This is a genomic window from Algoriphagus limi (assembly GCF_024919275.1).
GTDB classification, from domain to species: Bacteria; Bacteroidota; Bacteroidia; order Cytophagales; family Cyclobacteriaceae; genus Algoriphagus; species Algoriphagus limi.
Genome location: NZ_JANWGH010000001.1, coordinates 130,802 through 153,540, shown reverse-complemented (window position 1 = coordinate 153,540; position 22,739 = coordinate 130,802). Strand labels below are relative to the sequence as shown.

General features: G+C 36.4%; 22 protein-coding genes and 2 riboswitches. Of the genes, 16 read left to right on the top strand and 6 right to left on the bottom strand.

Annotated elements, in window-relative coordinates; genetic code table 11:
* Positions 1 to 141 precede the first annotated feature (141 nt).
* On the top strand, positions 142 to 1,809 hold the full coding sequence (locus NY014_RS00680) for a formate--tetrahydrofolate ligase (RefSeq protein WP_259412603.1): 1,668 nt from the start codon (positions 142 to 144) through the stop codon (positions 1,807 to 1,809).
* A gap of 72 nt (positions 1,810 to 1,881) precedes the next feature.
* Here the strand turns inward: NY014_RS00680 and NY014_RS00675 are convergent, their stop codons facing one another.
* Positions 1,882 to 3,903 carry a hypothetical protein gene (locus NY014_RS00675; RefSeq protein WP_259412602.1) on the bottom strand — a complete coding sequence of 674 codons (2,022 nt, stop codon included), beginning with the start codon at positions 3,901 to 3,903 and terminating at the stop codon, positions 1,882 to 1,884.
* Between the two features lie 496 nt (positions 3,904 to 4,399).
* On the opposite strand from NY014_RS00675, the gene NY014_RS00670 reads away from it, so the two are divergent.
* The 6 genes from NY014_RS00670 (at position 4,400) to NY014_RS00645 (ending at position 10,283) form a co-directional block, all read left to right on the top strand.
* Positions 4,400 to 5,653 (top strand): tyrosine-type recombinase/integrase, encoded by a 1,254-nt coding sequence (locus NY014_RS00670; protein WP_259412601.1) that lies wholly within the window; start codon positions 4,400 to 4,402, stop codon positions 5,651 to 5,653.
* Between the two features lie 4 nt (positions 5,654 to 5,657).
* Positions 5,658 to 6,398 carry a hypothetical protein gene (locus NY014_RS00665; RefSeq protein WP_259412600.1) on the top strand — a complete coding sequence of 247 codons (741 nt, stop codon included), beginning with the start codon at positions 5,658 to 5,660 and terminating at the stop codon, positions 6,396 to 6,398.
* 75 nt (positions 6,399 to 6,473) lie between these two features.
* Positions 6,474 to 6,806 (top strand): helix-turn-helix domain-containing protein, encoded by a 333-nt coding sequence (locus NY014_RS00660; RefSeq protein WP_259412599.1) that lies wholly within the window; start codon positions 6,474 to 6,476, stop codon positions 6,804 to 6,806.
* Between the two features lie 74 nt (positions 6,807 to 6,880).
* Positions 6,881 to 8,422 carry a DNA primase family protein gene (locus NY014_RS00655; protein WP_259412598.1) on the top strand — a complete coding sequence of 514 codons (1,542 nt, stop codon included), beginning with the start codon at positions 6,881 to 6,883 and terminating at the stop codon, positions 8,420 to 8,422.
* An 84-nt stretch (positions 8,423 to 8,506) separates the two neighbouring features.
* On the top strand, positions 8,507 to 9,895 hold the full coding sequence (locus NY014_RS00650) for a DUF6371 domain-containing protein (RefSeq protein WP_259412597.1): 1,389 nt from the start codon (positions 8,507 to 8,509) through the stop codon (positions 9,893 to 9,895).
* Between the two features lie 55 nt (positions 9,896 to 9,950).
* On the top strand, positions 9,951 to 10,283 hold the full coding sequence (locus NY014_RS00645) for a hypothetical protein (protein ID WP_259412596.1): 333 nt from the start codon (positions 9,951 to 9,953) through the stop codon (positions 10,281 to 10,283).
* A 15-nt stretch (positions 10,284 to 10,298) separates the two neighbouring features.
* Here NY014_RS00645 and NY014_RS00640 read toward each other — a convergent pair whose 3' ends face one another.
* Positions 10,299 to 10,598 carry a DUF6804 family protein gene (locus NY014_RS00640; RefSeq protein WP_259412595.1) on the bottom strand — a complete coding sequence of 100 codons (300 nt, stop codon included), beginning with the start codon at positions 10,596 to 10,598 and terminating at the stop codon, positions 10,299 to 10,301.
* 148 nt (positions 10,599 to 10,746) lie between these two features.
* A riboswitch (SAM-I-IV-variant riboswitch) is annotated at positions 10,747 to 10,842 on the top strand.
* Positions 10,843 to 10,893: 51 nt separating this feature from the next.
* Here NY014_RS00640 and NY014_RS00635 point away from each other — a divergent pair.
* Together NY014_RS00635 and NY014_RS00630 are read left to right on the top strand one after the other, a co-directional pair.
* Positions 10,894 to 11,358 carry a hypothetical protein gene (locus NY014_RS00635; protein ID WP_259412594.1) on the top strand — a complete coding sequence of 155 codons (465 nt, stop codon included), beginning with the start codon at positions 10,894 to 10,896 and terminating at the stop codon, positions 11,356 to 11,358.
* A 68-nt stretch (positions 11,359 to 11,426) separates the two neighbouring features.
* Positions 11,427 to 11,864 carry a hypothetical protein gene (locus NY014_RS00630; protein ID WP_259412593.1) on the top strand — a complete coding sequence of 146 codons (438 nt, stop codon included), beginning with the start codon at positions 11,427 to 11,429 and terminating at the stop codon, positions 11,862 to 11,864.
* Between the two features lie 368 nt (positions 11,865 to 12,232).
* Here NY014_RS00630 and NY014_RS00625 read toward each other — a convergent pair whose 3' ends face one another.
* Positions 12,233 to 12,640, bottom strand: coding sequence for a hypothetical protein (locus tag NY014_RS00625; RefSeq protein WP_259412592.1), 408 nt, complete (start codon positions 12,638 to 12,640; stop codon positions 12,233 to 12,235).
* A 181-nt stretch (positions 12,641 to 12,821) separates the two neighbouring features.
* Positions 12,822 to 12,917, top strand: a riboswitch (SAM-I-IV-variant riboswitch).
* A gap of 51 nt (positions 12,918 to 12,968) precedes the next feature.
* Between NY014_RS00625 and NY014_RS00620 the strand changes: the two genes are divergently transcribed.
* The 3 genes from NY014_RS00620 (at position 12,969) to NY014_RS00610 (ending at position 14,558) form a co-directional block, all read left to right on the top strand.
* Positions 12,969 to 13,469 carry a hypothetical protein gene (locus tag NY014_RS00620; protein WP_259412591.1) on the top strand — a complete coding sequence of 167 codons (501 nt, stop codon included), beginning with the start codon at positions 12,969 to 12,971 and terminating at the stop codon, positions 13,467 to 13,469.
* A complete protein-coding gene (locus NY014_RS00615) occupies positions 13,462 to 13,773 on the top strand; it encodes a hypothetical protein (RefSeq protein ID WP_259412590.1) in 312 nt (103 codons plus the stop codon). Before NY014_RS00620 ends, NY014_RS00615 begins: the two co-directional genes overlap by 8 nt.
* Before the next feature lie 302 nt (positions 13,774 to 14,075).
* Complete coding sequence (locus NY014_RS00610) at positions 14,076 to 14,558, top strand: hypothetical protein (protein ID WP_259412589.1); 483 nt, start codon at positions 14,076 to 14,078, stop codon at positions 14,556 to 14,558.
* A gap of 276 nt (positions 14,559 to 14,834) precedes the next feature.
* Here the strand turns inward: NY014_RS00610 and NY014_RS00605 are convergent, their stop codons facing one another.
* The 3 genes from NY014_RS00605 to NY014_RS00595 all read right to left on the bottom strand — a co-directional run bounded on the left by NY014_RS00605 (position 14,835) and on the right by NY014_RS00595 (position 19,944).
* Positions 14,835 to 18,197: a TM0106 family RecB-like putative nuclease gene (locus NY014_RS00605; protein WP_259412588.1), complete on the bottom strand. Its 3,363-nt coding sequence runs from the start codon at positions 18,195 to 18,197 to the stop codon at positions 14,835 to 14,837.
* Between the two features lie 35 nt (positions 18,198 to 18,232).
* Entirely contained in the window at positions 18,233 to 19,291 is a 1,059-nt protein-coding gene (locus NY014_RS00600; RefSeq protein WP_259412587.1) for a class I SAM-dependent methyltransferase, read from the bottom strand.
* 284 nt (positions 19,292 to 19,575) lie between these two features.
* A complete protein-coding gene (locus NY014_RS00595; RefSeq protein ID WP_259412586.1) occupies positions 19,576 to 19,944 on the bottom strand; it encodes a hypothetical protein in 369 nt (122 codons plus the stop codon).
* A gap of 495 nt (positions 19,945 to 20,439) precedes the next feature.
* Here NY014_RS00595 and NY014_RS00590 point away from each other — a divergent pair, with 495 nt between their 5' ends.
* The 4 genes from NY014_RS00590 to NY014_RS00575 all read left to right on the top strand — a co-directional run bounded on the left by NY014_RS00590 (position 20,440) and on the right by NY014_RS00575 (position 22,736).
* Complete coding sequence (locus NY014_RS00590) at positions 20,440 to 20,646, top strand: hypothetical protein (protein WP_259412585.1); 207 nt, start codon at positions 20,440 to 20,442, stop codon at positions 20,644 to 20,646.
* 296 nt (positions 20,647 to 20,942) lie between these two features.
* Positions 20,943 to 21,416, top strand: a complete 474-nt coding sequence (locus tag NY014_RS00585) for a BrxE family protein (RefSeq protein WP_259412584.1) — start codon at positions 20,943 to 20,945, stop codon at positions 21,414 to 21,416.
* Positions 21,416 to 22,183: a DUF1819 family protein gene (locus NY014_RS00580; RefSeq protein ID WP_259412583.1), complete on the top strand. Its 768-nt coding sequence runs from the start codon at positions 21,416 to 21,418 to the stop codon at positions 22,181 to 22,183. Before NY014_RS00585 ends, NY014_RS00580 begins: the two co-directional genes overlap by 1 nt.
* Positions 22,170 to 22,736, top strand: a complete 567-nt coding sequence (locus tag NY014_RS00575) for a DUF1788 domain-containing protein (RefSeq protein WP_259412582.1) — start codon at positions 22,170 to 22,172, stop codon at positions 22,734 to 22,736. The genes NY014_RS00580 and NY014_RS00575 overlap by 14 nt, the downstream gene beginning before the upstream one ends.
* The last annotated feature ends 3 nt before the right edge of the window (positions 22,737 to 22,739 follow it).

Genomic DNA, 22,739 nt, shown 5'->3' with positions numbered 1-22,739 from the left:
CTTTCCATTCTGCCTCTCTTTCAAGGGTGGTAGAATGGAATTTCTTTTTCCTGATTTTTAACTGACTTCTATCATTTTTTTTACAAAAAATAATCAGGCTTCGATAGCTATTTATACCCTTTTTTTGAAACAAAAACGACCATGAATGACCTCGAAATAGCCAAATCCGTCAAACCCATGCCCATTCGCAAAATCACAGAGAGGCTTGGGATTCCGGATGAGGACTTTGAAATCTATGGACGCTGCAAAGCCAAGCTATCCCTAGACATAATTGACGAAGAAAAAATCACCCAATCCAATCTGATTTTAGTTACTGCCATCACTCCTACTCCCGCAGGAGAAGGAAAAACCACCGTCACTATTGGCTTAACCGATGCCCTAAATCAATTAGAAAAAAACACCATCGCAGTTATCAGAGAGCCAAGTTTGGGGCCTGTTTTTGGAATCAAAGGAGGCGCAGCTGGAGGAGGTTGGTCGCAGGTCATCCCCATGGAGGATATCAACTTGCATTTTACTGGGGATTTTCATGCAATTGAAAAAGCCAATAATCTTCTATCTGCCCTGATTGATAATAATATTCAAAGTAAAACCAGAAACCTTGGCATTGATCCCCGAACCGTTTTGTGGAAGCGAGTCATGGATATGAATGACCGGGCACTTCGTGGAATCGTTACTGGTCTAGGAGGAAAAACCGGTGGAATTCCTCGAGAAACCGGATTCAATATCACCGCAGCCAGCGAGGTAATGGCTATCCTTTGCATGAGCAAAGACTTGGAAGATCTAAAGAAGCGTTTTGCTAGTATTTACGTTGGTGATCGCTTTGATGGAAGCCCTGTGTATGCAGGTGACCTGAAAGCTGAAGGGGCTATGGCCACTTTAATGAAAGAAGCTATCAAGCCTAATTTGGTACAGACCTTGGGACATCACCCTGCTTTGATTCATGGCGGACCTTTTGCCAATATCGCACAGGGAACCAACAGCATCATCGCTACAAAAATGGGCCTGAGCTTAGGGGATTATGTTGTGACTGAGGCGGGTTTCGGTTCCGATCTTGGAGCTGAAAAGTTTTTCAATATCAAATGTCGCGAAGCAGGTATTTCTCCAAAAGCAACAGTTCTAGTTGCGACCATTCGCGCATTAAAATACCACGGAGGAAAACCACTCAAGGACCTGACTTCAGAGGATCTAGAGGCATTGGAAAAAGGGTTGCCGAATTTGTTGCATCACTTAGAAAGTCTTAGAAGTTTTGGGATTCCAGTAGTAGTAGCCGTCAATGTCTTTAGTAGTGATACAGCAGCCGAAAAGCAGCTTTTGCTAGATTATTGTGAGAATTTGGGAATTCCAGTGGCTTTGAGTGAGGGATGGGAAAAAGGCGGAGAGGGCTGTCTTAATCTTGGCAAACTTGTCATTAAAGCTGCTGAAAATTGCCAATACAAATTCAAGCCGACCTATGCATTGGACGATTCGGTAGAAGAAAAAATTAAGAAAGTCAGCCGAACCATCTATGGTGCATCCGGAGTAGTTCTTTCAGCGAAGGCTCAAAGCCAACTCAAGAAAATCGATAGGCTGGGATATAATCACCTACCTGTCTGCATCGCCAAAACCCAGAAAAGCATCAGTGATCAGGAGAAGTTGATCGGAAGGCCCCGTGATTTTAAGATTACCATTCGGGAATTCGAGATTGCTGCAGGTGCGGGCTTTTTGATTCCAATTGCAGGTGAAATTCTAAGGATGCCAGGCCTATCCGAAACCCCAGCCGCGGAGCAAGTAGATATCTCACCGGATGGAGTAATTTCAGGGTTGTTTTAAAAATTATGAAGTTGGGTCTGGAAATAAACTAAATAAGGAGGGATTGAATAATGAATGTTTTTCATATGAGAATTATTCAATCTTCTTATATGAAAAGTATAGCTTCCCATCTTCATGATATTCATTAAACTCAGTTGGAGGATAGGTCAAAGGATCAGTTGGTTTTCGCCCCCAAAGGTAAATTCCTGTTTGAAGGTGATATCTTTCATTCTCTATATAAATTGAAGGTGAAATATTATACCCATAGCTTAATTGATTTCCATCATTATCTACTGCCCAATATTTACCATACAAGGAATTATCATTGTATTGGCCTATTATCATTCTATATTTAGAATTAGTACTATGTGCTATTACATCCCAAGTTCCTACAATTGCTTCCTTATAAAGAGCGAGTGAGTCAATAAATTTCGCAGTTACCTCAAATTCAATCTGATCTTTCATATTCCCATCCTTATCCTTTACCGAAGCAAGAATTATATTTTTCTCAGCTTTACCTGGTGAAAAAATAATTACTGACTTTCCTAAATTATCTATGGGAGATGAATTTTTGTTTAAGGTTCCATCTCCTTCAATAACTTCCCAAGCAATAGGGGCTCCAATTGGAAACACATCCGATTCTTCTGGAAGAATATCAAGCTCCGCCTCAACATATAATTCTGCTTTGTTTGGAGAATTTATTTCAGTTGGAACATTTCCTCCTTTTGAAAGTGTAAAGCAAGGGTATATTTTGCCATTTATAACCTGCCTACAAATTTGAATATCACTTAATACAAGCATATCCCCAATCAATTTTCCGGTTATAAATGCCGCTTCCACCTTTTCATAGGCATTTAGAAATTTTGCAAGATTCTTAAGGTATTTATCTAAACTACTTGGGGTACTCCCATCAAAATCATCAAAAATACTGGAGCATTCTGCTAAAGAACCAATAGAGCCTGAAAAGAGTGTTGAGAATTGGCTTAGGAATATTTCTGCGGTCAATTCTCTTTTAGTAAGTAAATCTACAAGGCTTTTAGTTGTTGCATCAAAAAAATCATTTAAACAACCCTGTTCAAAATATTCTGAAGGACTCAAACCCTTTAATTTTATTCCAAGAGCTGAAAATACGGTCTGATAGGAATTATAAATATTAAATCTAGCGGCCTCAAATGATAAGGCTGGATTAAGGGAAAGTCTGGTAGGACTTCCAAATTGGATTTCATATTTGTCCTCTATTATTACAGGCACGACCAAAGATTCTGACCTTTCAAATACCGCGTCTAGAAGATCCCCAGTAATAAATTTCCAAATACTTGTTAAAGAAGGAAACATTACCTTATTCCCTTCTAACATAAGTCTTCCCGTAAGAGACTCTTTGTTTTTATCAAAAACTTCTACGCCCCAAACCGCTGTAGTAGTTCCATCATTTGAAATGGTAAAACTCCCATTTGAATAACTAATATTTGGTTCAACAATATTATCCACCTCTGGAATACTGAAGATTCTTGATGTTAGCCTAGAGTCAATAGGTGCTTGAGAAAAAAGATTCCCCAGCATTTCTATTACTTCAGAATCATCAAGAGGGGATATTCCCTTCCGAATTACATTTTCTACTACGTTTTCGAGAGATTTATATTGAGGAGTCTTTTCGAATTCATCAAGAATAATTTCTAGTTCATCATTTTCTACTAATCCAGACCAAGGAGCCAAACCAACTATTGCCCGAGTTGTTGTTTTAGCATTTAATGTATCTTGAGAAGAATTGCTTATTGAGGCTAATAGAATATCCCCATCCTGATCTTCAACCATTAGGACTTGTTTACTGTTTTCTGTAACAATGGCCTTAAAAGTCCCATCATTATTAACCTCGTAAGATCCAGCAGGAGAAACTATTTTTAAACTTTCAGGATTTATGGATTCAGGTAATTCTACCAATCCAGTAACTAGACTTTGGCCAGGTGTCAATGGAGGGTCACTTGTCCCCCCATTTGGATCTTTTGTTCCAACTGAGGAATCTGGATCATTAATAACCGGCTGTGAATCGTCAGAATCTGAACAAGAAAAAACACATGCTACCATCGAAATAAAAAAAAGTATCCTTAGAGCATTCATGTCGTAAAGTTTTAACACATAGGACGTAATATATGAAAAATCAATTTTCAATTCGTAATTAATTTATTGTCTTTTATCCATCTAATTATTTGAGTGACTTTTTAATAATCACATGATTTCTTTGAAAACATCAATAGATTTAACTGACTAATATTTTTTTAAAAAGTAATAACACAAAGATTCTTTTTTAAGAAAGAGTTTGGCTTTTGTTCGCCCTTAGCGAGAGGATTCGAAAAATTAAAAAAGGAATTACGAATCGGCTATTCATAACTCCTTAAATATTTAGTCGGGGTGACAGGATTTGAACCTGCGACCACACGCCCCCCAGACGTGTTTTTTAGCCTTTTGAGTTATACTATTTTCTTTTGTTTTATTCATTAATACACTGTTTTTCAATGAATTAAAAATATTTACACTTTGCGGGGATTTGTGATATTTTTCGAAGTTTTGTGCAAATTTTGTGCAAATTTATTTATTTGCACAAAACAGCTATGGAATGCGACCACAAATCAATATCTTTTTGGACACTAGAAGAAAGAAGAAAAATGGATTATTTCCTGTGAAGCTTCGAGTCTACAATCCTATCACACAAAAGAAAAAGCTTTACCCTACAGTTTTCGATCTTTCGGAGAAGGATTTCCAATCAGCTTGGGAAAGCAAAAGAACAAGAGAAGAATTTAGAGCTATCCGAAAAAAACTCGTTGCACTCGAAGATAAGGCAACTGAAATCTCAGAGTCTTTATTCCCTTTTACCTTTGATGCATTTGAAGAGAAATTATATAGTAAACCAAAAGTCGACCACAGAAATGTCTTTGCCATTTTTGACCAAGTAGAAGCAGAAAAACTAGAGTCTGGAGCAATTTCAACTGCTGAAAAGTATAGACTAGCTAAAGTATCAATCCAAAACTTCTTAAAATTCAAAAACCAAAAATTCGATAGATTAAGCTTTGACAAGGTCACAGTTCATTTTTTAAAATCTTATCAGAATTATAGCGAAAATATAAAAGGTCTTTCCGCTGCTACTATTGGTATTTATCTAAGAAATCTTCGTGCAGTTTACCGATTAGGAATAAAACTAGGTATTGCTAACCAAGAGATGTATCCCTTTGCTTCAGATTCATTTAAAATTCCAACAAGTAAAAAAATAAATAAAGCACTTAACGAAGAGCAATTAAAACAACTTTGGAACTTTCAGCCTATTACGGAAGACCAGGCTAGGGCGAAAGATTTCTGGTTTTTTTCGTATTTCTCCTATGGTATGAATACTCGGGATATTTGTGAGCTCAAACACAGTTCGCTAGATAATGATTCTTTCCAATACATCCGAGCAAAGACTAAGAATACCAAAAAAGAAAGGTCTATCAAACAGGTACCTTTGAATGAGTCCTTGAAACAAATTATTGAAAGGAGAAGGAATCCCAATTCACCCTACTTATTCGGAATAATTAGTGAAAAAGACTCTCCGGTCCAAAGACACGAGAAAATCAGAAACTTTAATAAGGTAATAAACCACCATTTCAGGGCTTTTGCGAAATCAGCTGGAATAGAGGAACATCTAGCAAATCAAATAGGCACTTATCATGCACGACACAGCTTTGCTACGGTTTCTATTCGAAAGGGAATACCCCTTGCTATGATTTCTGAAATCCTTCATGACGGAAATTTGAAGGTAACTCAAAATTATATCAACAGCTTTCCAAAGGAGGCATTTAAAGAACTGAGTCAGAATTTAGAATTTGACAAAAAATAAGTATATGCCAATAGATAACTCTATCCTTTTAGGTAATAGTAGGTTTTCAAAACCAGTAATGCATATTATTCAAATTCTTAAAAGACCTTTAATCATAATACATGATGGTGATTATAAGAACACAATCAATGGAATTCACCTCGGAGAGCAAACCTTTGAAAAGGTGTCACAGTATTTAACTAATGAAAATTACCCCTTATCTGACAAGAAAATAATCCTAAACCAGTTCATCCCCTCTCTTTACTTACAAGGTGAAATTAATAAAATTGAAGATTACATTACATTCTTAGAAGGACATGAAGATCCATTTAAGACCATAAATGAATATGCTATATCACTCAAAGAATTAAGAATAGCCCAAATAACATTCGATAAATTACTGTCTGAATTTTTTGATAAAATTTCTCCAAACAAAAATGATAGGAATACTTCAAGGTTAACAATTGATCAAATCGCCTTAAAGCTCTATTATGAATTTTTCAAGGATAAAAAGTCGCTCACAAGGGAATTGGCCATGCAAATAATCAAAGAATATGGTCTCTGTTCAGGAGATAAACTTTACCAAAGACACACATTTTATGCAAAGAAAACTAACCGGTTGGCAGTACCTGAAACAAGAAAAAAACTAGAAAATAAAATTCAACTTTTTAATTCAGTCATTGATATTTTGCCTAATGATTACAAAAAAATAGCCCAAGAAGAGCTAGAAACAATAAAATCAAAAGGAAAATCATTGTTACCTTAAAAAAGTAACCGGTTACTTCCGGTTCCATTTTTTTAAATCCCCCAAACTTTCGAGAGACAAACAATATTTCTCGAAATGAAGAATCCATTTGAAGTACTAGAAGCACGATTAAGTAACATTGAATCCTTATTACTTGATCTAAAACACCAACCAAAAGAGCCTCAGCAGACCTCCCTAACACCTGAAAAACCGCTGTCTATTAAAGAAGCAGCGGAATTCCTAAACCTCGCTGTTCCAACCCTTTACAGCAAAGTATCCCGAGGCGAACTACCAGTTATTAAACGTGGTAACCGTTTGTATTTTTTATTGGCAGACCTCAATAATTATCTAGAGGTAGGACGGAGAAAATCTAATTGGGAATTAGAAGCCGAAGTAGAGCAATACTTAAAAAGCCCCAAGAAAGGCTAAAACCTACTTACAACAAAAAAACGTCAAAAACTAGCCTAAATACTTCTGATATAATCCATATAAAATATAGTAAAATGAATTTGAATCCTAAACACCGATTAGACAACCTAAATAATCCAAAAACCTTTTTGGATCATATTGAGGAACTAAAAGTCAAAAATCAAGCAGTCAGTCATAACGAAGTATTACTCCATCTGCTTGATCAAGTTGACCCCATTAACTTTCAAACATTAGCTTATCCCGATGAATATGAAACTTTAAAAAAAGAGCTAGAAGAAGCATCTCATAATGAGAAAGATCAAATTCAAAAAAAGCTAGAAAGCCTTAAGATATGTTCGAAGCATTACATAGTGTTATCAATAGACCATATCCTATCACTTGCAAAAGAAAACAACTGGGCCCTATGCAAGAATAACAACTTCATTTATGCTTATAATGGAACATATTGGGCAGAGATAGATATTGAACTCTTTCAAAAATTTCTTGGTGAAGCTGCCGAAAAAATGGGAGTACCCTTATTTTCAGCTAGGCACTTCCAGTTCAGAGAACAGTTATTCAAACAATTTCTCGCTACAGCTTATCTACCCTACCCGCATGCAAACCAAGAAAAGGTTCTAATTAACCTGCTAAATGGGACCTTTGAGATAAGCCATAAAGAAATACAATTGAGAGAATTTGATGATTCTGATTTTCTAACCTATCAATTGCCATTTCCATATGATCCTGAAGCTGAAGCACCAATTTTTGAGGAATTCTTAAACAGAGTTTTACCCAACAAGCAAATTCAAAAAGTTTTAGCTGAGTACTTAGGGTATGTTTTCATTAGAAATGGGAGCAAAATTCTTAAGGAAGAAAAGGCATTAATATTACATGGGACTGGTGCAAATGGAAAAAGCGTATTCTTCGAAATTGTTAATTCATTATTGGGAAGCCAGAATGTGAGTAACTTCTCATTGCAGAGCCTAACAAATGAAACAGGGTATTATCGGGCAAAAATAGGAAATAAGCTCCTAAACTATGCAAGTGAAATTAATGGAAAGCTAGAGACTGCGCTGTTCAAACAAATAGTATCAGGTGAACCAGTAGAAGCCCGTCTTCCCTACGGACAGCCTTTCATTTTAAGAAATTATGCGAAGCTAATCTTTAATAGCAATGAGCTCCCTAAAGATGTAGAACAAACGGCTGCATTTTTCAGAAGGTTTTTGATTATCCCCTTTGAAATAACTATCCCAGAGGAGGAACAGGATAAAAACCTCCATACTAAAATAATTGAAAATGAGCTTTCTGGAGTGTTTAATTGGGTACTAGAAGGACTTAAAAGACTATTGGAGCAAAAAAGGTTTACAAAATGTGAAGCGATAGATAAAGCCGTAAATGATTATAAACTTTCTAGCGACAGTGTAAAAATGTTCTTAACTGAAAACCAGTATACTCCTTCACTATCCAATGAAATCCTTCTGAAAATCATGTACCAAGAATATAAAGTATACTGCTTGGAGGGAGGTTTTAGACCTTGCAACTCCAGAACTTTTACAAATCGGATAAAGCAGTCTGGATTTGATACACATAGGAAATCCTTAGGATATGTAGTTTTTGGGGAAAAAAAATATTTATAACCAAACTTCACTTTCTACATCAACTACATCCAATAATGAAGAAGATGTACCAAATGTAGTACTCAAACAATAAGTTTACCTAGAATGGAAAAGAATTATAGATACCAGTTTGACATAAGTAGCAAAAAATTCCATTGCCCTTCCTGCCAGAAAAAAACTTTTGTCCTTTACGTGGATCCAGAGACAGGAGACTATTTACCAGAGCAATATGGAAAATGTGACCGGGAAATCAAATGCGGGCATTTCCTATTACCTCCTCTTGAAACAAAATGCCTGTTTGTTCCTTTTGACTCCATCTTGAAAAATAGCCAAAAAGCCTATCTGATTATTCAAGGTGCAAACAAAAACTACCTTCCAAAAGCAGCAGTCATGGAAATCCAAACTGCAGGTGCATACGTAGCGGAGTATTTCCTAAGGAACTCAACAAGCCCACCTAACTATAATCAAAATGACTGTAAGTACTATTCTTCGGAAGGAATATCCTATACCCCTAAAAAGGTACCAAAAAAAGAAAAAAATCATGATCAGGTTTTCATTCCATTAGAAATTCTAAAGCATACTCTAAAAACTGAGAGCTATAAATTGAATGTATTTATTCAGAACCTATTATTTCGAGTGCCATACCCTTTTGAGTATCAGGATTTAGAAGAAGTTATTTCCACATATTTCCTTGGTACGATATCAAAGGGAGAGCAGAAAGGGGCCATAACATTCCCCTTTATCGACAAAAATGGAAAAGTTAATGCGATTCAAGTAAAACAGTTTGATGAAAAAAATCACACACTTAATAAACCCTCTTGGATTCATTCTCTACTCAACCGAACCAGTAAAACCAAACCAGCTTGGCTAGAACCCTACCTAAGGCAAGATTTAAAGGTTTCCTGCCTTTTTGGGGAACATTTATTATCAACGTTTCCAAAGAATCCTATTGCACTTGTGGAGGCTCCAAAAACCGCTATATATGGTGCTTTGTACTTCGGGTTGCCAAGAGACCATAGAGATTTGATTTGGCTTGCTGTATTTAACTTGTCTAGTCTAAACCTTAAGAAATGCAGGGTATTAAAGGGAAGAACAGTCATTCTTTTTCCTGACCTCTCAGCAAATGGAAAAGCCTATAAACTCTGGAAAACAAAAACTCAGGAAATGCAAAGACAAATGAAAGGAACACATTTCATTGTTTCTGATTTATTGGAGTTTAACGCAACAGATCAAGAAAGGCGTGATGGACAAGACCTTGCAGATTATTTAATTCGTCAAGATTGGCGAGAATTTAGAAAAAACAAATCAGAAGAATATGCAGCCATATTTAGAAGAACTAAACAGGTTAGAAAGGAAATTAGAACGACTGAAGGCCAGACAAGAGAGATTTGGCGAAAAATTAAAATGGTACGAAGACAAATTAGAAATTTCGAAGTGGACGAAGAAGCGTTTCGAACAAATAGAGAATTACTTAAAAAACATCGGGGCTGGTAGTCATCAGAACGACACAACCCCATAAAGAATTTACTATATATATATTATATCAACTATGGATGTCAATCTGCAGCACATTGAAGCTGGAATCAGATACTTTTTAACAGAAGGTAATGATGAGCTCACTCCCGGAGAAAAGTTTGTCTTTATCCTAACCATTAGATTGATTGATCAGCAACATATCGTTACCAAACAAGAGATCTGTAAAAGCAATCAAGCTAAGCCTGCGACCACCTATGCTTTCTTAAGATCTTTGGAGCACAAAGGATATCTAAAGTCCAATCGGTCAAAGCAATACTTCTCTAGAGCATTTATCTCAATAACTCAAAAGGGGCTCCTATTCAAGTCAAGAATGAAACGGTATATACTGAATTCACCCTACTTTTGATTTGGGTCAAAACACTCAATAAACTTTGTTTTTTGGTTTTTTAAATATTGTAATGATTAAACCAATCCCGACGATCACATCAATAACATTCCATAATTCTCTTCCTAAGGACACTTTAAAGAAAGGCTGAAAGAGTAAGGCCAATGCTCCATAAATTACCAGCTCGGTCTGAGCTTTGTCTTGATTTGCGCGGAAGGCAAGTAACCCAAACCCTACAAATGCAATGAATCTTACCAACTCATAATAGCCATATGGCATGTCGGCTAAACAAAGGAATAGAAGAATTGCCAAAACAATCTTTATTTTCTTCTCCATAACCCTTAATACTTTAAGTGCAATATAATTATATCAACCCCTTAATTGGGTCTTTTTATTGTTTGCTAATTTAAGGTTTACTTCAAAATGCAGAATTAAAAATTTATGATGAGCGGTATTTGCTAAGGAATTTTTCACCTTAAATTTACGTCATCATCAAGAATCAGTATGTCTGATACCAACCGAGTCAAACACAACGGTGGTCAAGCGATGAGGGCAATGCAGGCCAAAAATGTTTACCTCTACCCTATACAACTTCTTGATGATAACATGTTTTACTTAAACCCATGTTATCATGTACACTTCATTCACACATTTTCCCGAATCATTGATTCCCAATAGTACTCCCACCAAAACCTTAGAGCAGGAAATCATTCCCAAGCATCATTTGGATGTAAGCCCGGATTTCCTGGAAAAGGCAATGACTGATGCTCTTCTAGAGCAGCAGGTCATTGTTCACTGCCAGATTAATCCGGGGTTTTTCATTTATCCCCTGATCAGAATTTGGCCTACTACCTTTCTAAAGCCCAAAGGTTCATCCAATAGATCCAAGCTGCTTCACGCATTTAACATTTCCTTTTACCCGGAATGGCTGGAAATTTATCCTTTCCGAACCCATGTATTCACGCTGATCTTCGAAGGGCTACCCAAAGACACGGTTAAATTTGACCTGGAGGAAGAAATTCCAGAGCCTGGAGGTTTCTTCGTTCCGGACATCTCGAGAAATGCATCTGATGTGTATAAGGTGAAAGTGAATTAAAAAAAGCTATAGTTCCTGAAACCAGAATTGAAAATTACTATCAAAATTACCTTTTAAATAGCATCAAAATGAAAGAGAATATAAATACCGAAACCTCATTTGCATCATTCCCTGAGCATTATGGGAAATTCCCTTATCTCTTGGTCAGGATATCCAGTGCCGTTTACATGCAAATCCCGATTCGCTTCAATGTGGATATATACAAAGAGAATTTCAAGGGAGTTGAAATAAATGACATCTCTCTAAAGCTGATAGAAAAATACAAGGAGGATAAAACTTCCAAGCTCCACGATATCATCATTGATAGAACAAGGATATTCAAGATTGAATTTGAGGAAGAATGGAAAGCACCAGTTAGGTTATGCCTGGTAGAAGATCCTGAAACAGCGAATTATTTTGAGGGAAGAGAAATCAATCCGAGTCATTCTATTCCGAACGGCGGAACTTTATTAAATCAGTCAAGCAAAATAATTGCCATGAATTCGGATCATTATTTAAAAGAATAAATAAAATTCTAATCCCTATCGCAAAGTAATCGGCAGGATAAGCTAGCCAAATATCAAATTCAATTAAAAAATCATCAAGAATTCTGCAAAGCTATAACCTACCGAATCAAATATCACGTTAATCTAAATTCAAAAAACATGAATTAACAAGAAGAATAAAAGAACAAGAAGCTATTGACTATAGAGCAGATACTAGAGATAATGAGCTATCCGGATTATTGGAGAAGTACTCTGAAGAAAGCAGCAGAACGAGGGGAGTTTATGAAAGAGGCCTAGGAGAGGTCCAAGGGATTAGAATCGTTTGTGTAGTGAGCATCACCCAAAAATTTAGGGATGCTTATTTAACCTAAAAACCCTATATTGCCTGATCAATCCTCATTGTCTTCTTCATTATCACCTTCTAAATACTCCATATATTCCCATTCCGCACAGGATACTGCATCATCCTTTGATCTGAAATATCCTATAGAATCAAACTCTTGAGCTTCTATCCAAAATACAGGCCCATAATTCAAAACACTTATTGGGAATTCACCATAACTGCCTTCACCAAGGATAGTTTCTACTTCCTTTGCTTCATTATGAATGAAATCAGATATGAGGTCATACCAATTTCCTTCAATCCCTTCGAAAGGAATCCCTTCAAGTAGTTGGTTAATAATACTATTACCAATTTGGTCTCCTAATCCAGCCTTAAGCTCATTTTGAATCGCCAAATCCTTGATAAGATCACTAAAGAAGGAATCCAAAGGTACAGTTTGATTAAAAAGGTTCATACGTTCAAAATTATATTCCTTGAAATGCTTTTCTTAGAACAATAGCTAATCTTTTTTAATTAAAAATAACTCATTTTCAATGAAATCATCTAGCATTTCATTTACGATTTGACACATTACATAAACCCACTCAAAACTTTTATAAACGGATTTGATTGTTCGAATTTCAACCGTACTTTTAATCCATCATCAAGAACCAGTCAACTGGTACCAACCGAGTCAAACGCCACGGTGGTAAAACGATGAGGGTCGCTGCAGACCAAAAATGTTTACCTGCATTCCCTTTCTTTTCTTGGTGATGACATGTTTTACCTAAACCCATGTTATCATGAAACCTTACACTATTTCTCAAAACTTAATCCTACATTTCAGGGATGGGAAAACTAGGACATTTTCCGCTCTGGAAATCATGACAGTCTCCACTACCCTTTCGGTTAATGAATGGATTAATGAGGAACAAAAAATCCTGCTCTTCTCATTCCTTAATTCAAAGGTGAATAACCAGCTTGATTTGACAGAAGTCTCACCTTTTGCCATCCTGCAATTTGACGATGAGGGATTATTCACCGGTGCAAGCCTAAGCTTAGGAAATTCTTCAGGCTCTTTTGGAGTACTTATTAAGGCCAGACAAGTCTTGATTTTACCTTTTGAAAAGGATTTCCCTCTGGAATCCGTGGTACGAATAGAAATAGACCAGACTGAAAAATCGACAGGGCAAATTTTTGTAGAAAAGCTTAGAAGAATGCCTTTTACCAAACCCAGTGGTTCATTTGGCTTTATCAGAACAGTAAACCGTCCATTAGATAATCAGGGAGGTGAAAATGAATAAGTCCCGTATCCAATCAATCAATTCACATTACAGGCTTGCGGTGGGCAAGTATTATGTCATGCATGCAGGGTTGTCATCGAGTCTATTGTCATACAATAAGAAAGAAATCCGCTTACTTATCTCATATGATTCACGGTGGAAAAAGGATCCAGCTACGACTGCTTACCAGGTTGCCAAATCTTGGAAAACAACCAGTAAGGCATTGGCAAAAGCCGAAACCTATCACGTTACGATCGAATCCAAGCTAATTCGTGAAGATCAAAAAATGATTTGCACGGTTATGGGGAAGTTAGATGAGGAATAGGTATTCTAAAAGGAACTAATGATATCTTCCTCCAATCTATCTTCAGATTAACAGAAGGACATTTGATGGATCGGTATTAGAAACTCCTTATATTACTGTTGATAGAGATGCTTCTTTTTGGATACCATTTAGATACTTAAGGAAGAAGTCAAGAATTATCGAAATAATATATTAATTATGAATTCTAGAGGTTTGATTCCCCTTTGTGCAAATTACTTTATATCAAATCAACCAAATAAAATTTATCGAATTTCAAACAGTGATTAAAGTGAAGCCATTTCCAAAATTATCTTAAATAAACTATGATAACCTATCGAGATACTAATATCCCAATCGAATGTCCATTCTGTGAAACCGATACAAATTGTGAACATTTATTTGCTCAGTATGATTCGACCTACGGTATTATCGAGTGTGGATATATTTATGATCGGCATGACTTTGATCATACACTTGAGAGGTTTTTCATTTCAAAAATTCACAAATTTGATTACCCAAAAAATCTTTTGCGATTTAAAAATCAAATCCTACGAGACTTTTGGGATGAAATAGTTGCAAATGAGTATTGTATTTTCAATCAAGATTCCAATAAATGGGAATTTTCTGACTTCCCTGATACAAGATACTTGCTATTTGACCTACTAGATGACATTATCTATCCAGAAAACGGTGAATTTGAGGCCGGCCCAGGATCATCTTGTTCTTACAAAATTTATTATTCGGAGGATCCAGAAGAGGATTATGCTAGCTTGATAAAAAGCTTAAAGGCTTTGCTTGATGATTGATAACTCTTAAAAAGGGAGAAGATGTAAGACCGATTTCATCATAGAAGATGAGCAGAATATAAAGGCTGAAATCCCTAATTGCTTAGAATAGTTAATTGAAGAATTAAATTGACAAAATATTAGAAGATATTTTATAATTTATAAAATAGTTATGGGAATACTTGTGATTCTTTATTCCCTATTGTTAATAATCCTAGGGATATTGTTAATCTCAAAGAATTTAAAAAACCCTAAATGAAGTATGATGATTATCTGATTTGACAAAAGGTCCATAACCTAACTAGAAATTTTCTCCGAAACTTCAGTATACCTACAAAATGGATTTGCCAATCTAATCTGACCAGGAGATTTGCACTCAGGCTCAAATATTTCAGGACTTGCTACTAGAATAAAAAGAGCCTTAGCCCTTGAAACCGCAACATTGAACCTATTCGGGCTATACAAGAAGTCCATTCCCCTTGGTGCATCTTGAGGATTAGAAGTAGCCATTGAATATATCACCACAGGGGCTTCCTGCCCCTGAAATTTATCCACTGTACCTATCTCAATATCGGGAAGAGCTTCCTTTAATAAGTTCACTTGAGCGTTATACGGAGATATAATTCGTATATCATCTTTAGTAAGTGCCCTCTGTTTTCCTTCTCCATCTTTCCATGTTGCTCCACCACTCAACAACTCAATAACCAATCTTAAAACTACTTCTACTTCTTCCCCGGATGAATTGGTGTTTCCCTGATGATTTACTTCAAGCAACCGAAGTCCAAAACCACTTAATGGGGCATCCCCTTCAATCATTTGATTTTCAAGACCACCTTTAGGAAGCAACCTGCCCTCATAAAACATTTCAGAGACAAAATCACAAACCTTAGGGTGCATCCTCCAAGTTACTCCTAGAAAAATGCCTTGGTCCTCTGAAATGGTTTGGCTTTGTTGTAGAATATGCCCCAAAGCAGATACTTCGGTACCACTTGGATGTACCCCTTTTTGGGGCTGTTGGAGCTGCTGTGGATCTCCTAATAAGACTAAATTTTTACAGGCACCTGAAACTGAGAGTGTATCAATTAGTGACAGTTGGCCAGCTTCGTCAATAAATAGGTAATCAACTGAATCTTGTAAATCTTGAAGACACCAAAAAAAAGATGTCCCTCCTATAACTTGAACTTTATCGAGCTTTTGTAGAATCTCATTTTTGTCTGTCGTAGTCCGCCAATGTGATTCACTCTCAGATTCATTAGAGACCTTTTGAATCATTTCTATATTGAGATGATCCTTTATAGCTAGCTCATGTATCTTATTCATCAAATTGGAGATAACCTTATGACTTAGGGCTGTTATCCCTACCCGTTTTCCTTCGTTAACCAATCCAAGAACCACATGGGCTCCTGTATGGCTTTTTCCGGTTCCTGGAGGCCCTTGAATAGGAAGAATACTATGATCTAGTCTTTTAGCCCAGTTTAGAGCAAATTCGACTTTATCTTCTGAATCAGGTACATTTTCAATTACTTGAGGTTTTGACCTCAATAAAAGATGTCTACCGGCTGAATACTGTGGACTATCATTTGAAATCCCATTCTCAACCACCCACTCAGCAAGGCTTATAAGCGCTTCTTCTTTTTTAGATAAGTTGATGTTTTCGATAGAGAATACCGAAAATGGATGGATATCTCTTTTGGAAGGACCTTTTTTAATTTTTAGAATACCACTTGGGAAATCAATATATTCTACTGACCCGAAAGAGTTCCCGTCCTGTGTTCTTAAAACCAATCCTTTTCGAATATCAGACTCCTGACTGGGGAAACGATATGTATCAATAACCGATTGTTTGATAGACTTTCTCTCACCGGTAAATTCCAGAAAAGCTATGGCTCCGCGCTCCTCTAAGAGCTCATCATCAGGAAGCTCTATCAAGCGAAAATACTCCCACCAGAAAGACTTCTTTTCTCTACGATACCAATCCAGCATATGAGCAAGAATATATCTTGCTTGCTGCTCAAGATTACGTTCCTCTTCATCAAAGGGGACATCAAGAAGCAACCTATCCATTAGTGGCTGAATTCTTTCCTGGTGTGCAGTGATTGCTTCACTAGGATCTCCATTTGAAATTTGTGGCCTTGGTATCTCACGCCCTGTATCTATCAATTCTTGCCTCAAACTTTCAAGCCATTCATGGAGTTTTTGGGTCGAAATGCAATCATCTTGGTTATAGAGTTGAATTGCATTTTTCATTTCTTCATTGATGCCTTGGGTTAATCCAAGCTCCATCAAAAATTCAAAATCTGCTTTAAAGCTTGACAGCTCCCTCAGGTCCATCTCTCTCTCATACCTATAAAATTTCTCCAGGTCCTTAATGGAATATTTTTCTACACTTGCCCGAATACTTTGTCGAACGACTCCATAAAGGTCAACAAAAGCCCCAGATCTAAGTAGTCCATCCATTTCATTCTCCCGAGTGGCATATTTACTCATCAACCTTTTAAAAGCAACTGGCTCATAAGGAGCATAATGGTAAATATGCAGGCTGGGGTCGCAAGACTTATTTTCAATAACCAAATCTATGAAAGCCTCAAAAGCCTTTTTTTCTTCAATGGGATTTTGAGACCAAATCGAATAATAATTGCCTTGGTGAACCCACCCAATCAAATACTCCAATCCTGATGCTTCAATTAAAGGATCTCCCTCCAAATCAAGATAGATATCATTATTTGATGGCTCTGGAAGTTTATAGAACCCGGTTCCTGGCTCAAGATCAAGCAATTCGAAAACTGGCCTTTTTTCCACTTTCCCCTGAAGCTGAATACGAGCCTGCTCTCGGAGTTTATTATAGGTTTCTTTTGCACCTCGAATTGGTGTAAATGGGATTGGATTGGGCAGCTTTGCTAAACTTTCAAGGGAATTGACATAATGTATTCGTAACTCTTTGGTATGGTTGTTCCCGAGTCCTGCAACAAAACCCAAATGATCATCCGCTCGCCGTTGGGAATTACAATGTTCCCACCAGTTACAGATATCACAATGTGGAACCGGATCAGGATAAGTTACTTTGGGGTCCTGGATGGCATCCTTTAAATTCCGCTTCACGAGACGGACATAGGCTGCAAAATCATCCACTCGATATTGAATTTGGGAATCAGGTGTTTTTATATGCATATATTCAGGCTGTACTCCCTGCATTCTTGCCACAGCCTCTGAGTAAAGCCCAATTTGTAAAATTGTACCTGCGCGTGTTTCAGAGGTCAATTTTGTATCAACTACCTCATAAGACCAATCCCCAAAAGCGCTACTTCCTGGGACTTTGATTAAAAAATCTGCCCAGCCTTCCCATTCTCCATCCTCCCATAGCTTTGCTTGGTATATAATATCTACACCTGAAATCATCGCCTCTAATACTTCCTTATGAGGAGTGTTGGAATCACGAGATATAACAACAATGGATTTACCTTGAGATTCTAACTCTTGCAAGTATTGTTCTTCGAAGGCAATCCCCTTTTCTCTCAAAACTTCCAAAACACGATTAGACGTATAGGGCTTCTCCAAAGAGCCTGTTGCAGCCAGCTTATTCAACTGGGTCAAGTGTCTGCAACTTATATGGTTAGCTAAATCAGAGGGAGAAAAAATTAGGTTATTCTTAAAAACTCTCATATGTTTTGAATGAAGATTGATACTAACACCAAAGCCTAAAGGCTTCTTGAAAAATAGTCTGGTTGTAATTGGATTTCGAATAGAAATTGTTCTAGATCCATTTGTTCCTGGATAGGAAATTCAATTACAAGGTCATTTGCAAAATTCTCCACTAATCGAAAAATTACTCCATTATAGTCTCGATAACGCATGGCTAACCAAGTACCATCTTCCCAATCTCTTCTCTCCTCATTTAACAGTTTCCCAGACCCCATCGATTCTAGAAGAAAATGGGCCTCAAATCCAATGATCCTTTTCGGCGCCTCAAGGTTATAATAGCCTTTTCTAATAGCGAATAGCATTTCATTATTGGAGAGTGAGGTATCACCCTTCCTAATGGTTAAAATTGGGAACATCTCATTTCCTACCTTTAGCCTTTTGCAGCCAAGCAATTCTACGTAACACCCAGATCCATAAATGGCTTCCAGAGCCTCCTGATATTTTTTCTCACCTGATATTCTCAATCCTAAGATTAGATACCCATCCTCTGAAAGTAATGAAATCGCCTTTTCCAAGAAGGCTGTATAGTTATTAGTTGAATAGCCTAGGATAGAAAAAATGAAATCGAATTTCTTTTCACTATGGAAGGAGAAGTAGTCACTAGAAACAATCTCAATCTCAGGGTTCACAGACTTCCAATTCGGAAAATTGTCTACAACAACTACCTCTTGCGACTGATCAAAAACATGATTCATTAAGTAATTACAAGCCCATCCATTTGCCCCACCGAGCTCAAGGATTCGATTTGGTTGTATTCTCAGTTCCTTTACAATAGATAAGATTTCCTGGAAGATCCCTTCACTAATGTCAATTTGTGCACTCAAAAGAAGCTTGAAAAGTGACTCGTCTCCCTCAATAAATTTCATCATCTTCTCTTCATCCTCTGGTCCTGCAAACGATTCTTGTAGAATCAAGTATTCATCATATCGAAGGGGACCTAATAGTTGCTTGAGTGCCTTATGGAATTTTTCTTCTTTTTTTCCGGTAGGATCAACCGACCATGACAACTCTGTTTTGAAGCCAAAATCTTGTAAATGTTTTCTTAAACTCTTCATTAAATATTAATAATATAGTTTTGCAATAAAATGATTAAACAATGGTGACTTGAAAACGAACCTGCATAACTTCATGATTTGATAGAAACTATCCAGCCAAATGGATTTCAAGGGAAACTATTATAGGCCCATTTGAAATTAGCTTTTTCACAAGCTGTTTAATTAAGCACATAGTATGTACTTTAATAATAAGTGAAAACCCCTTAATAAGGGCGCATTTTGATATCACCCTTCCAAAAGTGGCAAGAGATGCGTGGAGCGTTAATATTTATCTAGAAACCAGTTTATCCTATGAAGGCATTTGGAATTTCTAGCAAAATAACCCACCCCCCAAAATCATGTGGATTATTGCCATAGTAGCCAACTTCCACTATCAAAATACCCGAGTCTTTGGATATTTTGGCTTCCAAAATAGTAGCCAGTTCATCAAAGTCAGCAAAATCCTCAAAATCCGCCTCACTAATTCCTGGTCTCATGGAAATAAAAGACTCTGAATCTGCATCAAGTATTGCAATCACGCTCGGAGGAAAATCTTTTACTTCCTCAAATGGATCGGATGGCAATAATAGCCCTCCAGTAAATGGACAATAGAAGGGTTGCTGGCTATCACTAGCAGTTGAAAAATCTAGTTTCAAATACTCCAATTTCTTCATAATAGAATTACTTTAAATGTTAATTATTGGATTTGAAAGGTTCCGAACAATATGCTCAAAATCGCTTTGAATGTTTTTTGATGATACTGTATACAATAGGTGTGAATTATATTGGGATGCTATGACTCTTTGACCAACTTATTACCACCTCTACAACCGGGAAAGACAAAATACCCAAGGCAAACCTACAATGAGTCCTGATCAAACAATATCAATTGACTCTGAAAACACAGCTATGGTAGCAGTAACACTTTCTAAGATAATTGATTAGTTGTCAAAATCCCAAGCCCTCCTATTAGACTTGTCACAAAATGTCAGTTCTTCTAACTAAAAGAGTTTCTGATATTCTTCATTTGACGAACTTTAATTGTCGGGAAAAATGAAATACTCTATTTCTCCTTAACTTGAATTGAGCAATCAAGTGGTTAATATCCGACCTCATTTGTCTCCATTCCGAAAAAACATGAATTACACAGATGACTAACTCTAATAATTATGGAAAATCAAAAATTGGAAGACCTCAAGAATGAGTTCGAGAAAGAACTTGACCGTGCTTTTGTCAATGTCTTTCTATCCCCCAAGTATGACGATCATATTTCATTAGAAGATGACAGTTTCTTCGAAAAAATTTATGGGAAAGAAAACTTCGAGAAAATGATGGGTAAGAGAAAAAAAGATACAGATAATCAAAATAATAAGTAAGGTTAAGGGTTCCTGAAAAATAAGAAGCATACATTACCCTTATCAAAAAATTGTTTCTAAGTACTAATTAAATTTTTATTTTAAGCCATCTTTAAATTTGGTCGCTCAAAGATTTTTTCTGAAGATTCAATGGATATTCACATCAAGTACAAATGCTAGTTTAAAATTATATCAAATCACCACAAATACTTTGTGGAAAATTGATGCTCTGCAATTGAATTATGAAACACACTTTGCTTTCTTCATACCAAGTGTAAAAGATCAAATCCTTGAGAAATTAAACGAATTAGTTATACATGAAAGAGGCGCTTTTAAATAAAATTTTAGAATTAAGAACTACAGTAGGGTTCTTAATGGAAGAAACAAATTGGTGGAACACCCAATTTTTTGAATCTACCTCTAACGATTTTTTAGGTTATATCTTCCCGAAATCTATTAATCAAAAAAAGGATTTTTACCTAGACCTTATTAGATATTTAGTTGATATTGAGGTGGGAGCTAACTATTACCATCTCTTCAGGTTGCCCGTTCAGGTTGAAGAGAAATTGTATAAAATGTCTGATTCTCAAGAGAAAGTCCAGCCAATAACCTATGATAAAGCCATTTTATGTTTGAAAAGCCTTTCTGAGGACTTATCAATTGAGCCACACCAAGGACCTATTAATATCGGGTCATCAGAAGCGATAAGTTCAGACATCATTCAGGTTCTAGCCGCTCATTACCTTTCAGCTTTTGAGAATGATTATAAAGTACACCCTTATCTGAATTAATGACATCTGCCAGATTTAAATACAATAGTAACCTTGCCAAAGGATCTGGATTGGTCAATGAAACTCTGACCTTGATTGAGTTTTATGAAAATGGCGAATCCAAATCCGAATTTATAACTCGATGCATTTCTCATAATGTTCTCAATAAATCCACAGAGCATAGAACAAAAGACATTATCAACTTGGTATTCTTTGATCGGTATTGGAGAGACAACGAAAATGTCGTTCAGTATTTAAAATTATTGCGAGAAGCTGGACTAAGTTTAGATGCACTTAAATCTTTAATGTTCATTTATACAGCACGGGCAAATCAGGTACTTTTTGATTTTGTTTTAGAACTGAGAAAAGAAAAACATTCAAAAAAAGTTACAAGGGAGACATCAAAGGCCTTCCTTTTAAGAGCAATTTCAGATGGATTGGCACCTGGATGGAGCGATTCTATGATTACAAGAGTATCTTCCTACTTAGTTTCATGTTTAAATGATTTTGACTTACTGGATAATGAAGGTTTCCTCAAATGGAATTTACCTGATTCAAGAGTTTGTAATTTTTTCTTGCATGAACTTCATTTCAAAGGTTATAGTGATGAAAAAATGGCCCACGATGAGCTTTGGATCTTGTTGGGATTAGACTTTTATCAGTTGATCAAAGAGATAGAACGGATCTCCTTTAAGGGGTTAATCATTTTCCAATATTCAGGAGAAATTCTAAAAATAGGTTGGACTTTTAAAACAATGCAGGAATACATAGATCATGAATGTAGATAAACGGTACAGCGACTTATTGGATTATTTGGTTCAACCAAAAGCTCATGACCACAGTGGAGATAAAACCATTTGTTATTTGACCTTTAATCTTGACGATATTCAGTATGTCAAAAGAAGATTAAATGAGGGTTGGTTGGACCTAGCTAGACATCGGGATTTTGAACCGGAAATTTTATCTCTACACGAGGTTTTAAAGTCTTTTTTCAGTGAAGATGATTATAGAATCGAAGCTGGGCAAGATGCTGTAGAGGATGAATACGAAATGAAAGATGTATTTGAAAGCTTGGGAGAAAACCTAAAGAATCAACAAGTACTTGAGAATGCAATCCTATCTAAACAAGAAGAAGTCAAACAACTGAAAAATGGAATTTTGTTGATTACCGATGTAGAGGCGATTCATCCCTTTACCAGATTCGGTCCTATTGAACAGAAAATTTACAATCAAATTGAAGTCCCGATGATTATCATGTACCCGGGTGAAATATCCGGTTCCGCATTAAAGTTTTTGGGCTTTTATCCTGAGGACGGAAATTACAGATCAAAGCACTTTTAAAGA

What these genes read in the sequence shown, in the direction of transcription:
- NY014_RS00680 (WP_259412603.1), top strand. Translation starts at nt 142, where the DNA reads ATGAATGACCTCGAAATAGCCAAATCCGTCAAACCCATGCCCATTCGC.
- NY014_RS00675 (WP_259412602.1), bottom strand. Translation starts at nt 3,903, where the DNA reads ATGAATGCTCTAAGGATACTTTTTTTTATTTCGATGGTAGCATGTGTT.
- NY014_RS00670 (WP_259412601.1), top strand. Translation starts at nt 4,400, where the DNA reads ATGCGACCACAAATCAATATCTTTTTGGACACTAGAAGAAAGAAGAAA.
- NY014_RS00665 (WP_259412600.1), top strand. Translation starts at nt 5,658, where the DNA reads ATGCCAATAGATAACTCTATCCTTTTAGGTAATAGTAGGTTTTCAAAA.
- NY014_RS00660 (WP_259412599.1), top strand. Translation starts at nt 6,474, where the DNA reads ATGAAGAATCCATTTGAAGTACTAGAAGCACGATTAAGTAACATTGAA.
- NY014_RS00655 (WP_259412598.1), top strand. Translation starts at nt 6,881, where the DNA reads ATGAATTTGAATCCTAAACACCGATTAGACAACCTAAATAATCCAAAA.
- NY014_RS00650 (WP_259412597.1), top strand. Translation starts at nt 8,507, where the DNA reads ATGGAAAAGAATTATAGATACCAGTTTGACATAAGTAGCAAAAAATTC.
- NY014_RS00645 (WP_259412596.1), top strand. Translation starts at nt 9,951, where the DNA reads ATGGATGTCAATCTGCAGCACATTGAAGCTGGAATCAGATACTTTTTA.
- NY014_RS00640 (WP_259412595.1), bottom strand. Translation starts at nt 10,598, where the DNA reads ATGGAGAAGAAAATAAAGATTGTTTTGGCAATTCTTCTATTCCTTTGT.
- NY014_RS00635 (WP_259412594.1), top strand. Translation starts at nt 10,894, where the DNA reads ATGTACACTTCATTCACACATTTTCCCGAATCATTGATTCCCAATAGT.
- NY014_RS00630 (WP_259412593.1), top strand. Translation starts at nt 11,427, where the DNA reads ATGAAAGAGAATATAAATACCGAAACCTCATTTGCATCATTCCCTGAG.
- NY014_RS00625 (WP_259412592.1), bottom strand. Translation starts at nt 12,640, where the DNA reads ATGAACCTTTTTAATCAAACTGTACCTTTGGATTCCTTCTTTAGTGAT.
- NY014_RS00620 (WP_259412591.1), top strand. Translation starts at nt 12,969, where the DNA reads ATGAAACCTTACACTATTTCTCAAAACTTAATCCTACATTTCAGGGAT.
- NY014_RS00615 (WP_259412590.1), top strand. Translation starts at nt 13,462, where the DNA reads ATGAATAAGTCCCGTATCCAATCAATCAATTCACATTACAGGCTTGCG.
- NY014_RS00610 (WP_259412589.1), top strand. Translation starts at nt 14,076, where the DNA reads ATGATAACCTATCGAGATACTAATATCCCAATCGAATGTCCATTCTGT.
- NY014_RS00605 (WP_259412588.1), bottom strand. Translation starts at nt 18,197, where the DNA reads ATGAGAGTTTTTAAGAATAACCTAATTTTTTCTCCCTCTGATTTAGCT.
- NY014_RS00600 (WP_259412587.1), bottom strand. Translation starts at nt 19,291, where the DNA reads ATGAAGAGTTTAAGAAAACATTTACAAGATTTTGGCTTCAAAACAGAG.
- NY014_RS00595 (WP_259412586.1), bottom strand. Translation starts at nt 19,944, where the DNA reads ATGAAGAAATTGGAGTATTTGAAACTAGATTTTTCAACTGCTAGTGAT.
- NY014_RS00590 (WP_259412585.1), top strand. Translation starts at nt 20,440, where the DNA reads ATGGAAAATCAAAAATTGGAAGACCTCAAGAATGAGTTCGAGAAAGAA.
- NY014_RS00585 (WP_259412584.1), top strand. Translation starts at nt 20,943, where the DNA reads ATGAAAGAGGCGCTTTTAAATAAAATTTTAGAATTAAGAACTACAGTA.
- NY014_RS00580 (WP_259412583.1), top strand. Translation starts at nt 21,416, where the DNA reads ATGACATCTGCCAGATTTAAATACAATAGTAACCTTGCCAAAGGATCT.
- NY014_RS00575 (WP_259412582.1), top strand. Translation starts at nt 22,170, where the DNA reads ATGAATGTAGATAAACGGTACAGCGACTTATTGGATTATTTGGTTCAA.